This is a genomic window from Gillisia sp. JM1 (genome assembly GCF_000424645.1).
Classification (GTDB): Bacteria; Bacteroidota; Bacteroidia; order Flavobacteriales; family Flavobacteriaceae; genus Gillisia.
Genome location: NZ_KE384218.1, coordinates 1,330,051 through 1,344,182 on the forward strand (window position 1 = coordinate 1,330,051; position 14,132 = coordinate 1,344,182).

Annotated in this window: 15 protein-coding genes; 11 read left to right on the forward strand and 4 right to left on the reverse strand. The window is 31.5% G+C overall.

Annotation, left to right across the window (positions count from 1 at the left end; translation table 11 throughout):
* Positions 1-55 precede the first annotated feature (55 nt).
* The 4 genes from H033_RS0109205 to H033_RS0109220 all read right to left on the reverse strand — a co-directional run bounded on the left by H033_RS0109205 (position 56) and on the right by H033_RS0109220 (position 3,111).
* Entirely contained in the window at positions 56-946 is an 891-nt protein-coding gene (locus tag H033_RS0109205; protein WP_026838058.1) for a mechanosensitive ion channel family protein, read from the reverse strand.
* Between the two features lie 15 nt (positions 947-961).
* Positions 962-1,453, reverse strand: coding sequence for a Dps family protein (locus H033_RS0109210; RefSeq protein ID WP_026838059.1), 492 nt, complete (start codon positions 1,451-1,453; stop codon positions 962-964).
* A gap of 100 nt (positions 1,454-1,553) precedes the next feature.
* Complete coding sequence (locus H033_RS0109215; RefSeq protein WP_026838060.1) at positions 1,554-1,874, reverse strand: hypothetical protein; 321 nt, start codon at positions 1,872-1,874, stop codon at positions 1,554-1,556.
* 772 nt (positions 1,875-2,646) lie between these two features.
* The gene (locus tag H033_RS0109220) at positions 2,647-3,111 is read right to left on the reverse strand and encodes a thiol-disulfide oxidoreductase DCC family protein (RefSeq protein WP_026838061.1); all 465 of its coding nucleotides are present in this window, start codon (positions 3,109-3,111) and stop codon (positions 2,647-2,649) included.
* A gap of 115 nt (positions 3,112-3,226) precedes the next feature.
* Between H033_RS0109220 and H033_RS0109225 the strand changes: the two genes are divergently transcribed.
* The 11 genes from H033_RS0109225 (at position 3,227) to H033_RS0109280 (ending at position 13,748) form a co-directional block, all read left to right on the forward strand.
* Positions 3,227-4,258 (forward strand): NAD-dependent epimerase, encoded by a 1,032-nt coding sequence (locus tag H033_RS0109225; RefSeq protein ID WP_026838062.1) that lies wholly within the window; start codon positions 3,227-3,229, stop codon positions 4,256-4,258.
* Positions 4,259-4,348: 90 nt separating this feature from the next.
* Positions 4,349-5,800 carry an MBOAT family O-acyltransferase gene (locus H033_RS0109230; protein ID WP_026838063.1) on the forward strand — a complete coding sequence of 484 codons (1,452 nt, stop codon included), beginning with the start codon at positions 4,349-4,351 and terminating at the stop codon, positions 5,798-5,800.
* 3 nt (positions 5,801-5,803) lie between these two features.
* Complete coding sequence (locus H033_RS0109235) at positions 5,804-6,766, forward strand: hypothetical protein (RefSeq protein ID WP_155827761.1); 963 nt, start codon at positions 5,804-5,806, stop codon at positions 6,764-6,766.
* A 440-nt stretch (positions 6,767-7,206) separates the two neighbouring features.
* Positions 7,207-8,283 carry a dTDP-glucose 4,6-dehydratase gene (rfbB, locus tag H033_RS0109245; RefSeq protein WP_034886176.1) on the forward strand — a complete coding sequence of 359 codons (1,077 nt, stop codon included), beginning with the start codon at positions 7,207-7,209 and terminating at the stop codon, positions 8,281-8,283.
* A gap of 70 nt (positions 8,284-8,353) precedes the next feature.
* The gene (locus tag H033_RS0109250; RefSeq protein ID WP_026838067.1) at positions 8,354-8,725 is read left to right on the forward strand and encodes a four helix bundle protein; all 372 of its coding nucleotides are present in this window, start codon (positions 8,354-8,356) and stop codon (positions 8,723-8,725) included.
* 66 nt (positions 8,726-8,791) lie between these two features.
* Complete coding sequence (rfbA, locus tag H033_RS0109255; protein ID WP_026838068.1) at positions 8,792-9,649, forward strand: glucose-1-phosphate thymidylyltransferase RfbA; 858 nt, start codon at positions 8,792-8,794, stop codon at positions 9,647-9,649.
* Entirely contained in the window at positions 9,649-10,011 is a 363-nt protein-coding gene (locus H033_RS0109260) for an EamA family transporter (RefSeq protein ID WP_026838069.1), read from the forward strand. The genes rfbA and H033_RS0109260 overlap by 1 nt, the downstream gene beginning before the upstream one ends.
* Positions 10,012-10,015: 4 nt before the next feature.
* Entirely contained in the window at positions 10,016-10,939 is a 924-nt protein-coding gene (locus tag H033_RS0109265) for a glycosyltransferase family 2 protein (RefSeq protein ID WP_026838070.1), read from the forward strand.
* The gene (locus H033_RS0109270; protein ID WP_026838071.1) at positions 10,932-11,618 is read left to right on the forward strand and encodes a GNAT family N-acetyltransferase; all 687 of its coding nucleotides are present in this window, start codon (positions 10,932-10,934) and stop codon (positions 11,616-11,618) included. Before H033_RS0109265 ends, H033_RS0109270 begins: the two co-directional genes overlap by 8 nt.
* Complete coding sequence (gene rffA, locus H033_RS0109275) at positions 11,615-12,760, forward strand: dTDP-4-amino-4,6-dideoxygalactose transaminase (RefSeq protein WP_026838072.1); 1,146 nt, start codon at positions 11,615-11,617, stop codon at positions 12,758-12,760. The genes H033_RS0109270 and rffA overlap by 4 nt, the downstream gene beginning before the upstream one ends.
* A 283-nt stretch (positions 12,761-13,043) precedes the next feature.
* On the forward strand, positions 13,044-13,748 hold the full coding sequence (locus tag H033_RS0109280; protein WP_155827763.1) for a hypothetical protein: 705 nt from the start codon (positions 13,044-13,046) through the stop codon (positions 13,746-13,748).
* Positions 13,749-14,132: the final 384 nt, after the last annotated feature.

The window sequence follows — 14,132 nt, forward strand, 5'->3', positions numbered from 1 at the left end:
AAAAAGCCCTTGCGAATTTCGCAAGGGCTTTTTTTAATTGAAAAATATCTTAGATTTACTCCTCTTTTTTAGGCTCATTAATAGATAACTTATTAGTGAAATCTATAGTTCTGATAGGGAACGGGATGTTAATTCCGTTTTGATCATAAGCTTTCTTAATTGCTATGATAGCTTTATTCTTTGCCGTCAATACATCACGATTCCTAGTAACATCTGTCCAGAAACGAACCACAAAATTAATAGAGCTATCTCCAAATTCTCCATACATGAACTCTACCTCTTCATTTCCCCTTTGCGCGAAAAGAGCTTGCATAGTTTCAGTAGTTAGTTTCTGAACGAATTCAAGATCGCTACTATAACTCACACCACAATTAACCATAACTCGAGATCTTGCAGTTCTAGTGAAATTCTTGAACGGCTCTTCTATTATCTTAGAATTGGGGATCATCACATAGTTATTGTCCGATTCCTTAACAACGATATTCCTTAAATTAATTTCTATAACTTCTCCTGCATATCCGTTAGTTTCCACCCAGTCGCCAATTTGCAATTCTGGTAAAAAACTTAAGATAACTCCACTAAAGGTATTGCTAAGTGTACCTTGAAGAGCAAGTCCAATGGCAAGACCAATCACCCCAGCACCGGCAAGTACAGAAGTTAAAATTGTATCTAAATTTAAAAGTCCTAAGGCGACAAAGAACCCTAGTAGTATTATAAAAACCTTTGCAACTTTCGTTGAAATGTGCCTTATAGAATCTTGAGATCCTTTTCTCTTGAGTATTTTATCTAATAGCTTTGCGGCATACTTTGCGATAAATATAAATATCACGAAAATTATTGAAGCTAATATAAAATTTGGGAGGTTGAGAATTAAGGAATCTAGCCATGAAGCCATTTTATCCCAAATACCTCTAATAGACTCATTTAAACTGAAATCTTTGGACATCTATTGATTTATAAATTATAGTGTTTTATGAGTGTCGTTGGTTTTCATTTTCCATGCATCTAGCATCCAGCTAGTTTTTTCCAGCTCTCCAATATATCCTCCAATAAGATCTATAGTCCCTTCATCACCACCTTTATCTGCTAAATCAGCAACTTTTCTTAATTGCTTTAGAATAGTACCATGATCTTCCAGCAATGTTTTTATCATTTGAGAATCAGAAAGATCAGATTTTGATTCTTTTACATCAGAAGATTTAAGGTAATCACTTAAATTACTAACCGGCTGATAGCGAAGGGTTAGAATTCTTTCAGCAATTTCATCTACTTTTAATTTAGCATCTTCATAAAGTTCTTCAAATTTTTCATGAAGATCGAAGAAATTTTTCCCGATTACATTCCAGTGAAAATTTCTAAGTTTTTGATAATACAAATGGTAATCTGCCAATAGTATATTAAGTTCCTCAACAGTTTTGGCAGTTTTTTTATCGTCTAATCCTAAATAGTTCATAGTTTTTATTTATTGATTGTTAATTTATCATACAAAAATATGATAGTAAGTGATGCTATCCAATTTTGAAATTGGGTTTAATACAACTTTAACGGGAGCCTTATTTTGTTTCTCTACCCGATTTAAGATCAAGTCTGGCCATTAATTCTTTAGATATTTGCCCGCCAGAAATTCCGTATCCGTCTACCAAAGTCCCTTTTTTGCCATCTTTAGTATGAATGCAGTATAGAATAGCATTATCATCTGGATTGCTCATTCCTTCAAATCTCAATACTTTATCTACTTCAAAATCGTCTGGATGATAAGATTTTGATTCAGCTTTTAATTCGATTTTTTCATCCATTAAATTAAAATCGAATTCATATCCTTCTTCCAATTTCAATATATTTATAGCCTGAGAAAGTGTCCCGTAGTCCTTCATTTTCAATTTTATTTTAGATTTATAAGGAAAGTTACTGCCATGGATTTCTAAAAGCAAATTGCTTTTAATGTTTAGTATAAATTTAACTCAGCTTATATATTATTTGTCGGAATATTTATTGCCGAATTTGTATATCCGTTTTGAATCCAATAACCAATTATTCTTTTTGAAATGGTCACGTCACCATAAGACCATTGATAAAAAAAAAGATCTAGAGGAGGGAATTGACATATGGTTCCTAGTAGATTTATCGTCTTAAGCACTTCTTTTTTGCAAGTGTAGTGCTTCCACGGCGTAAAATTTTCGAAGCCTTGGAGAAAATTTAGCCGTGGAAGTACGGTTCCAATTATGCGGAAGCATAATTGGAAACACCTACAAAAAAGTGTCCTTTTTTTGGTTCGTGTTGATTGCTTCCGACGAGTGAAGCGAGAGGAAAGCATAGCAAAAAAAATGAACAATCATAAAAATTAAACAGATCATTACCGACTAAAAGGAGTGTTGTCCGACTTGTTATAATTCGTCAATGGTAACCTGGTTCAGGGTCGCAACTCCAAATAAATGAGGTGCTGAAACTCCCAAACGTAGTGACAGGATGACGGTTACTTTCTAGTATAAATTGGTTGAAAACTACTCACTAGAATAAAAGCGGACAATCAGCGGCGGAATAGGGCAAAAGGAATAGCAAAGAAAATGAAGAGGTACCAGCCTGTTATTAGTCCGAAAATTGTAATAATAGCAGCCACTATATAGATCCAATAAGATTTTAAAAACTTCATATAGATATTAGGAGTAATATTATAAGTAGCACATAGTAAAACCAATAGATCTTTGGTTTTGTAGGATCGTTTCCAAATAAAAGTATAGTTACCTTATAATAGAAACTCCTGTTTTTTGCGATATGATTATATGCATTATTACTAAAAACCTTAAACCATTTTTGTCTTTTATACCATAAATGCCATTTGGGTTTGCCTAAGTAATAGTAGAGCTTGTAAGCCGAGTCTGGACCGGAATACACATTTCCATTGGTGTCTATAAGTCTGCTAGCTTTCTGAAATTCTTTTTTTGGAATGTCAGGAAATTCAAGATGAACATCTTGATAGGTACGGAATTGCACTTTGCCCTTAATCTTATGTTCCCAGCGATCTTTCCACCATTTGCAAAATTTACATTCGCCATCCCATACAAGCGTTGAATTTTCTGGGGGATAGTTGGTACTATTTATTTCTTGAAACATAGAATTGAATTGTATAAACAATAAAGTTATAAAATTGAAATTGATACTTTTGTAAAAACTAAGAATTTTAAAAGGGTGATCTCAGATTACCCAAAATACTTGGCAATTTAAATATATGCAAGAAGAACTTAAAAACAAGATTTTAGTTACCGGAGCTGCAGGATTTATTGGGTTTCATTTAGCAAAACAGTTATTAGACTTAGGCTTTGAGGTGGTAGGTTTAGATAATTTAAATGATTATTATGATGTCAACTTAAAGTTGGCAAGACTTAAAGAACTAGGAATTGAAAAGGAGATAATATCTTACAATGAAATACTGGAAAGTGATAGCTATCCTAAATTTCAGTTTATCAAGTTAAACTTAGAAGACAGAGAGCAATTGCCAGAACTTTTTAAACAGCATAAATTTAAAATTGTTTGTAATCTCGCAGCACAGGCCGGGGTTAGATACAGTCTGAAAAACCCGCAAGCTTATATAGATAGTAACGTGGTTGGTTTTTTGAATATATTGGAATGTTGCAGAAATTATAATATTGAACATCTGGTTTATGCAACCAGTTCAAGCGTGTATGGCCAGAACAAAAAAATTCCTTTCTCGGTAAAGGATAATGTGGATCATCCCATTAGTTTGTACGCAGCTACAAAAAAGAGCAACGAATTAATGGCATATACTTATAGCCACTTATTTAATTTTAAAACCACGGGACTCAGATTCTTTACCGTTTATGGACCTTGGGGAAGGCCAGATATGGCCATGTTCTTGTTTACAGATGCTATTATAAAAGGAAAGCCGATAAAGGTATTCAATAACGGAAATTTAGAACGCGATTTTACTTTTATAGATGACATTGTAGATGGGGTTATAAAGATCGTTACGAGTGATAAAGATCAAAAATCAAATTATAGTCTTTATAATATAGGAAACAGCAAACCTGTAAAGCTTTTAGATTTTATAGATGAAATAGAAAAGCAACTGAACATAATTGCAGAAAAAGAAATGCTTCCTATGCAAGCAGGTGATGTAGAGAGAACCTGGGCAGATGTAAGTGATCTAAAAAAAGATTTTGCATATGAGCCAAATACGAGTATTGAAAAAGGTGTGAGGGAGTTTATAGAGTGGTATAAGGGATGTTATATTCAAAAATAATTTCTAATGCACATTATTTCAAAGTTAAAAAACTAAATTCGCCAATTATTTTATCAGCGCTAAAAGCTAACTTTCTTACATCAAAATTAAATGCTTTTTAACTCCCTAGATTTGGCGATATTTTTACCGATAGTTTTTATACTCTATTGGTTTGTTTTCAACAAGAATTTAAAACATCAGAATATTCTTATTGCGCTAGCTAGCTATGTCTTCTATGGTTGGTGGGATTGGAGGTTTTTGGCATTGATTCTATTTAGTACCCTCGTTGATTATGTAATTGGGGTTAGCTTGGGGAAGGAACAAAATTTAAACAAGCGAAAAATATTGCTTTGGATAAGCATATTGGTAAACCTAGGGTTTTTAGGCTTCTTTAAATATTATAATTTTTTCTTGGATAATTTTAAATCGGCGTTTACATTTTTCGGGAATGAAATAAATGCTAATTCCCTTAATATTATTCTTCCTGTAGGGATCAGTTTTTATACGTTTCAAACCTTGAGTTATACTATAGATGTATACAAAAAACGGCTAGAGCCAACTAAAGATTTTATCTCCTTCGCGGCATTTGTCAGTTTCTTTCCGCAACTAGTTGCTGGACCAATTGAAAGGGCAACTAACCTATTAACGCAAATATTATCCAAAAGAAAATTTCAATATAATGAGGCAGTAGAAGGCCTACGACAAATTCTTTGGGGTTTGTTTAAAAAAATTGTGATTGCAGATAATTGTGCTACTTATGCCAATCTTATTTTCAATAATTCCGCAGACTATTCCGGTAGTACCTTAGTTCTGGGAGCAATCTTTTTTACTTTTCAGATCTACGGGGATTTCTCGGGTTATTCTGACATTGCAATTGGTACTTCCAGGCTTTTCGGTTTTAACTTAATGCAAAACTTTGCTTTTCCATATTTCTCTAGGGATATTGCAGAATTTTGGAGGCGCTGGCATATTTCACTTTCTACCTGGTTCAGGGATTATCTTTATATTCCTTTAGGAGGAAGCCGGGGAGGAACCTGGATGAAGGTAAGGAATACTTTTATAATATTTATAGTAAGTGGGTTTTGGCATGGTGCCAACTGGACGTTTGTCATTTGGGGAGCTTTGAATGCGCTTTATTTTCTTCCGCTATTACTGACCAAAAAAAATAGACAGAATATGGAAGTTGTTGCCGGTGATTCGTATTTTCCAAGTATAAAAGAAATTGGCCAGATGTCTTTAACCTTTAGTTTGACAGTGTTTGCTTGGATATTTTTTAGAGCAGATAATATTGGGCATGCTTGGAGTTATTTTAGCGAAATATTTTCAAGATCTTTGTTTCGTATTCCCTCATATGAGGGTGTGAATTTTTTAAAAGTTTTACTTCCATTATTATTGATTTTTATAACTATAGAGTGGACGGGAAGGAAAAGAGAATTTGCAATTGAAACTGTAAAAATTAGATTTAGGCCATTTAGATATTTGTTTTATTATTCTTTAGTTATTTTAATTTATTGGTTTGCAAGTGAAAATGTGGATCAACAATTTATTTATTTTCAATTTTAAAATATGGTGTTATTTTTAAAACGACTCTTTGTTTTTATGGTTCTACCAATCATTGTAATTATAATGACGGAAGGGTTTTTAAGGAATAAAAATTCCTTGTATAAAGAAAAAATTCAAGGAGCAATACGGGATAAGGAAAAAATTGAAATAATAATTTTAGGTAATTCCCACGCGAATTTTGGGGTTGATCCCAATGCATTTGATAAATACGCATATAATCTCGCAAATGTAAACCAAAGCATTTATTTCGATAAAAGAATTTTACTCTCTCATTTGGATGAATACAAAAATTTAAAATACGTATTAATTAGTGCTGATTTTCATTCCCTGTATTTTTCAAGTCAGGGTATTAGGGATGTTTGGTCATATTATGATACAGGAGTGCGTTATAAAAATAAAAATTATTTATTTGAAGATTTTTCCCATACTCTATTTGGTTATACTCCAAAAATAATACTTTCATTATTCAAAAGGGAAATAATCAAACACCTAAGCACAGAAAACATAGTCGTTGATTTTCCCGTACAAAAAGGAGTAAATCTAAAAGACACAATTAAGAAGGGTTTTATTGGCTATGAAGGTAAAGATGTTGTTGCGTTTAATGAAAACAATTTTCAAGGGAGTGCTAAAAGTTGGAATCAAAAAGTTGAGAGTTCAAAAGAAAAACTTGAGATTGAGGAAGATTTAAATGGTTTATTACAAATATTGATCAATAGGGATATTGTTCCTATTTTATTTACTACACCAACATTTGTAGAGTATAACAAATATTTAAAAACTAGTTTTTTGAATGGAAACGAATCAGATTTTGATAGGATTTCCGAAAAACATAATATACCATATTGGAATTTTATGAATTCTCAATTATTTAAATCAGAGGATTTCTACGATCATGGTCACCTTAATAAGAAAGGAGCTTTTAAATTTGCAGAGATGTTAAATGATTCAATAAATAATTTGTATTAAGATAATGCCGAATGTAATTTCATAAATTTTAATTCACATCCTCCAATTTTATTCACACCATTGAAAAGCGTCAGGGCCTTAAAATTGCCTGTACTGAAGAAATTGCTTTCGACAAAAAAATATATTTCCAGAGAACAGTTGCGGGAACTGGCAACCCCATTAAGAAAAAATGAATATGGAAAATATTTTGATGAAAATTGTAGAAAAAAAATAATTCTAAGGTTTTTATTGTTAATAGCTTTCAAAGCTAAAGAATAGAAATGTTATAGAAATCCCATTGTGATGTATCATAATTAATAGGATTTATCCGTTAATTTACAATCAATTCACTCCTTTGTAGTCAACTCTGAGCCTTTCCACATTTATTTAAGATTACCTAACTCCAATCTCAATACAAAAACCTTATATTTGCCGATTGTTAACCAAAATACTCATCCTAAATGCAGGACCAATTCCATAAATCAGAATCTTTAAAAATATTGCTAACCGGTGGCGCAGGTTTTATTGGTTCTCATGTTATACGTTTATTTGTGAACAAATATCCCGAATATGAGATATATAATTTGGATGCCTTGACATATGCTGGGAATCTTGAAAATCTTGAAGATATAGAGGCTGCCGATAATTATACTTTTTTAAAGGCTGATATTAATAATGCAGTAGAAATTAACAATCTGTTTGAAAAATATAATTTTGATAAAGTGATTCATCTAGCTGCGGAATCTCACGTTGACCGTTCAATTGCCGATCCTCTCGCATTTGTACGTACTAACGTGATTGGGACTATGAACTTACTAAATGCCGCAAAGGCCTTATGGAAAGATAATTTTAAAGATAAATTATTTTATCATATCAGTACCGATGAAGTTTATGGAACTCTTGGTGAGACGGGATTGTTTACCGAAACCACTTCATACGATCCAAATTCGCCATACTCAGCTTCAAAAGCAAGTTCAGATCATTTTGTAAGAGCTTATGGGGAAACTTATGGCTTACCTTATATTATTTCTAATTGTTCTAATAATTATGGACCCAATCAATTTCCTGAAAAATTGATTCCACTTTTCATTAATAATATAATCCAGAACAAACAACTTCCTGTCTACGGAGATGGAAAGTACACTAGAGACTGGTTATATGTTATAGATCACGCTATTGCAATAGACTTGGCATTTCATCAAGGCAAAACAAAAAGCACCTATAATATTGGTGGATTTAATGAATGGCAGAATATAGATTTAGTAAAATTGTTATGTAAAATAATGGATGAGAAATTAGATCGTGTGCAAGGTACTTCAGAAGGTTTGATTACTTATATCAAGGATCGTCCAGGACACGATAAAAGATATGCTATAGATGCATCTAAAATAAATAAAGAATTAGGTTGGAAACCATCTGTTACTTTTGAAGAAGGATTAGAAAAGACAATAGATTGGTATTTAAATAATGAGGATTGGTTGAAAAATGTGACTTCAGGGAAATATCAGGAATATTATAATAATCAATATAAAAAGTGAAGCTGTAAAGCTGTGAAGTTGTAAAAAGAGAATGGAGTGAACTTGTTTAAAGATTTAATAAATTTCAATCATGTATGAATTTTATTTTGAAAAGTTAGAGGTCTGGAAGAATGCACGTAGTTTTGTAAAAGATATTTATTTAACAACAGAGTCATTTCCAAATTCAGAGAAATTCGGATTAACAAGTCAAATAAGAAGAGCAACTGTAAGTATTACAACAAATATTGCAGAAGGTTTCTCAAGAAAAACAAAAACTGAAAAAGCAAGGTTTATAAATATTGCCTATAGTTCGGCATGGGAAGTAATAAATCTACTTATTCTAAGTTCAGATTTAGAATTCATTAAAGAAGATAAATATCTTGATTTAAGAAAAAAAGCAGAGCATATTACAAATCAGTTGAATGCATTATATAAAACCTTAAAGGCAGACCAAACATCTTAACAATTTGACAGCTTAACAACTTTACATTTTTGGCAACTTTACAACAAGACAACTTAACAATAATATATGAAAGGAATTATTTTAGCAGGAGGATCTGGGTCAAGACTATATCCCATAACAATAGCTGTAAGTAAACAATTGTTGCCCGTATATGATAAACCCATGATCTATTATCCACTCTCGGTATTAATGCTAGCAGGAATAAGAGATATTCTATTTATAACCACTCCACATGATCAGGAATCTTTTAAAAAATTACTGGGAGATGGATCTCAAGTTGGTTGTAATTTTGAGTTTGCAGTACAAGAAGAGCCAAATGGACTAGCCGAGGCTTTTATAATAGGAGAGGATTTTATTGGAAAGGAAAAAGTAGCCCTTGTATTAGGTGATAATATTTTTTACGGAAATGGACTTGGAACTTTATTGAGGAGTAAAGCAAATATTGAAGGAGCTGCGATTTTTGCATACCCTGTAAAAGATCCTGAACGTTATGGGGTTGTAGAATTTGATGAAGATAATAAGGCTCTAAGCATTGAAGAGAAGCCTGCTAATCCAAAATCTAAATTTGCAGTTCCTGGATTATATTTTTATGATAATAATGTGGTGGAATATGCAAAAAATGTTAAACCATCGGATCGTGGCGAAAAGGAGATTTCCACTATCAATCAAATGTATTTGGATGCGGGAAATTTAGAAGTTGGGGTGATGACTCGAGGAATGGCTTGGTTCGATACGGGAACCGTAGAATCTCTAGACGATGCAACTGAATTCATCAGGGTAATTCAAAATAGGCAAAGTGCGATGATTGGTTGTATTGAGGAAGTAGCTTATATACATAAATTCATCGGGAAAGACGAAATTAAGCTTGCAACAGCAAAGTATGGTAAAAGTAAATATGGTGAGTATTTAAGATCCTTAAAATAATGAATTATATCTATATTTTTGGCACCATATTTTTTACTATTTATGGTCAAATTATACTAAAGTGGCGTCTCAATCAATTTGGAAGTTTACCGGAATCTTTTTCAGGTAAAATATCTTTTTTAATTGATGCCCTAATGGATATATATATAATTTCGGGTTTTTTAAGTGCATTCGTGGCTTCAATATTTTGGATGGCTGCGATGACCAAATTTGAAATTACAGTAGCTTATCCTTTTATGAGTTTGGCTCCTGCCTTGGTTTTTTTTATTGGTGTTTTTTTACTGGGAGAAACTTTTACTTGGGGTAAAGTAATAGGATTATTTTTAATTATTATAGGAACCATAGTAACTGTTAAATTTTAAACATATGCCACATCTTTCCATTATTAGTCCTGTTTATAATGCCGAAAAAATAGTACCTGTATTGGTTGAAAGGATTGAAAGCAGTATTCGGGAGATCACCGATAAATATGAAATTATACTGGTGGAGGATTGTGGGCCGGATAATTCCTGGGGAGTAATTGAAGATATTGCTAAAAGTAATCCAAATGTTGTTGGAATAAAGTTAAGCAGGAACTTTGGACAGCATTACGCAATTACAGCTGGATTGGATCATGCCTCCGGAGATTGGATTGTAGTTATGGATTGTGATTTACAGGATCGACCAGAAGAAATTGAAAAGCTTTATAATAAAGCCAAGGAAGGCTATGATGTAGTTTTGGCCAGGAGATTTGAGCGTCAAGATCATTTTTTCAAACGAATTTTTTCAAAAATATTTTATAGAACCTTGGGTTATTTGACCGGTTCAGAGCAAGATGAAACAATAGCTAATTTTGGGATATATAGTAAAAGTGTCATTTCAGCTGTGATTTCGATGCGGGAATCAATTCGCTATTTTCCAACAATGGTGAAATGGGTTGGATTTAAAACAACTAAGATAAATGTGGAGCATAACGATCGTATGGATGGCACGTCTAGTTATAATATCAAAAGTTTAATCAATTTAGCTCTAGATATAATTTTAGCATATTCAGATAAACCTATCCGACTTTTAATAAAATCAGGATTAATAATTTCTTTAGTATCTGTTATTATTGCATTTATATATTTCCTGAAATGGATGCGTGGAGATGTATTAATTATAGGCTACACCAGTTTAATAATTTCAATTTGGCTACTATCAGGCGTAATTATTTCAACTTTAGGAATTATTGGATTATATGTAGGTAAAACTTTTGAAGGAGTTAAAAAGAGACCAATTTATATAATAAATAAAAAAATTAATGATTGAAGAAGCTAAGTGGGATTCAAACTTTTTTGGCTACCCAGTAGGAATTATAAAACTTAAATCTGTAGAAGAATTTGATGTGCAAAATTTTTATCTTGAATCAAAAAGATTTAAATTGGTTTATGTTTTTTGCGACTTAGAAATCAACAATATTAAAGGTTTGAACTTAGTTGATAAAAAAGTTGTTTTTTCAAAAAAAATATCAAAACCTAAAAATTCGGAAGACATAATAGAATTTGATTCATCAATACATTCTTATGATAATTTGTTAGATTTAGCTTATTTAAGTGGAATTTCTTCCAGGTTCAAAATTGATACTAATTTCACAAATAATGAATTTCTAAAAATGTATAAGGAATGGTTGGATAAAAGTATAGAGGGACAATTGGCGATTAAATTATTTATTAAAATTATAGATTCTAAAATAGCAGGTTTTATAACTTTTAAAAAAAATAATGCTGATGTTACCCAAATTGGTTTAGTCGCTGTTGACCCTAATTTTCAAGGTAGAAATATAGGTTCTGAGCTTATTGAAAAATGTGAATCCGCATCTGTTGAGCTAAATTTTTCAGAAATTGAAGTTGCCACTCAATATGAAAATCAACCAGCAAAAAAATTATACCTTAAAAATAATTTTAGCTTTAAAAATGTTACAAATATTTATCATTTCTGGAATTTATGATACCATTCAATAAGCCCCATCTAACTGGGAAAGAAACACAATATATTAATGATGCTGTAAATACTGGAAAAATTTCCGGTAACGGCAAATATACTAAGCTTTGTCAAGATTATTTAAAGCAGAGATACGGCTTCGGAAAATGTCTTTTGACCACTTCGTGTACGGATGCTTTAGAAATGGCGGCTATTCTAATTAACATAAAGTCAGGGGATGAGGTGATAATGCCTTCCTATACATTTGTAAGTACCGCAAATGCTTTTATTTTAAGGGGAGCTAAAATAATTTTTGTTGACAGCCGGCAGGATCATCCAGGAATGGATGAGGACAAAATTGAAGCATTAATTACGGAAAACACAAAAGCTATTGTTCCTGTACATTATGCGGGCGTTGCCTGTGACATGGATGCTATTATGGAATTAGCAGATAAACATAATTTATTTGTTGTTGAAGATGCTGCACAAGCAATTGACAGTTTTTATACTGGAAAGGATGGAGTTAAAAGGGCTTTAGGATCTATTGGACATCTAGCGGCTTTTTCATTTCATGAGACTAAGAATATTATTTCAGGAGAAGGAGGAATGCTTGCTATAAATGACTACCAATTTATGGCAAGGGCAGAAATTATCTGGGAAAAAGGTACTAACAGATCTGCATTTTTTAGAGGAGAAGTTAATAAATATGGTTGGGTAGATATGGGTAGCTCTTTTTTACCATCAGAAGTTATTGCCGCATTTTTATGGTCACAATTAGAACACCTTGATAATATACAAGAAAAAAGGCGTAAGCTTTGGAATAAATATATTGAAGGATTAAATGTATTATCCGTTAAACACGGAATTCAGCTTCCTTCAATTCCAGAATACGCAACTAATAACGCCCATATGTTTTACCTTGTATGTAAGGATCTGGAGCAAAGAAATAAATTGATAGATCAATTAAAATCTAAAGATATATTGGCAGTATTTCACTATTTGAGTTTACATAATAGTCCGTTTTATAGGGATAAACACGATGGAAGAAATTTAGTAAATTCCGACCGATTTACAGATTGTTTATTAAGGTTGCCTTTCTTTTATGAATTAGAGAGTGAAACAGTTAATCTAATAATCCAAAGTATAAATGAGGCTGTTAAAAAGGACTAATATTGTTTGGGTCTTCATTCTTTTGGCCTTGATGTTCTTAAGTCTTTATTATTCTTTTATAAGTGCGTACGCCCTCTACTATCTGTCCGTTTGGAGAGATATTTTTAATGGATTAGTTCCCTTTAAGGATATTAAAAGCATTTTTTCTCCCTTAATGATGTACCTGAATTCAATTATTTACAAAATTTTTGACAATCCGGTATATTATTGCTTTCTAATATTTCAATATTTTATAACTTTAGTCTCAGCAACTTTTTTATTCCAGATATGTAGAAAATTGAATGTGAATTTATGGCGTTCAATTTTCTTATCATTATTTCTATTTATAACAGTGTTAAGCTCAGAAGGCGGCTATATAAATCTAGAGGTTTATATTATGATGTTTGTATTTATTTCTTTTTGGTTGTTAATGAATAAATATTTCTTTTGGACTGGGTTATTTCTTTCTTTAGGTTTCTTTAGCAAACAGTATGGGCTGTTAAATTTCTTGCCTTTCTTATTGTTAGTTTTAATTTATCATAAGTACCAATATAAAAATTTTATTAATTTTTTATCTGGTGCCTTAGTGCCTCTTCTTTTGTTTTTAATATATTTTGTCCTTATTCAGGATGTTTCATTTTTAAGTTTATTGGAGCAATTAAATGGAAAAAGTTATATAAATGGGAAAAGTTATGGGCAAACCGGCATGGCCTCATCAAAATCTTTGTTTAGTATTTTAGCAGGCTCCAAAGTCTTTACATTATTGCTCATTCTTTTATTTTTTTTAAAAATCAAACCTTTAAATAATAAAATTGACGCGGTTTTGATTTTGAGTGTTGTGGTAAATCTTATACCTGTTTTTATACAAAATTTTGAGCACTATTTCATTCTAAGCTTTCCGTATATTTTTATTTTGATTACTCGAAACTATTTTCAGGTATCAAATGTTGTTTTGGTTCTCATTAGTGATTTTCTGTTTTTAAGATTATTCAGATATAAAGAGGTTTAATCAGAATAGTTGAAAATTGCAGAAAAATAAAACGAAATATCCGTTGGCTCTAAAGTATATTTATCGGGTGAGATTAGTTATCTATATATTTTAAATAACTATTATAATCCTACTTTAGAATAAAACTGGTATGTAAAGATTTGGAGCAAAGAAATAATTTAATAGATAAATTAAAATCTATAGATTTATTGGCAATATTTCACTATTTGATTTTATATAAAAAGCCGTTTTATAGAGATAAACATGATAGAAGAAATTTAGTAAATTCTGACCGATTTACAGATTGTGTGGTAAGACTACCTTTATTATGAATGGGAGAATGATAAAATTGCTTTTACAGAAAATGAACTTCATGATACTTTTAAAAATATATAATAATGTCGG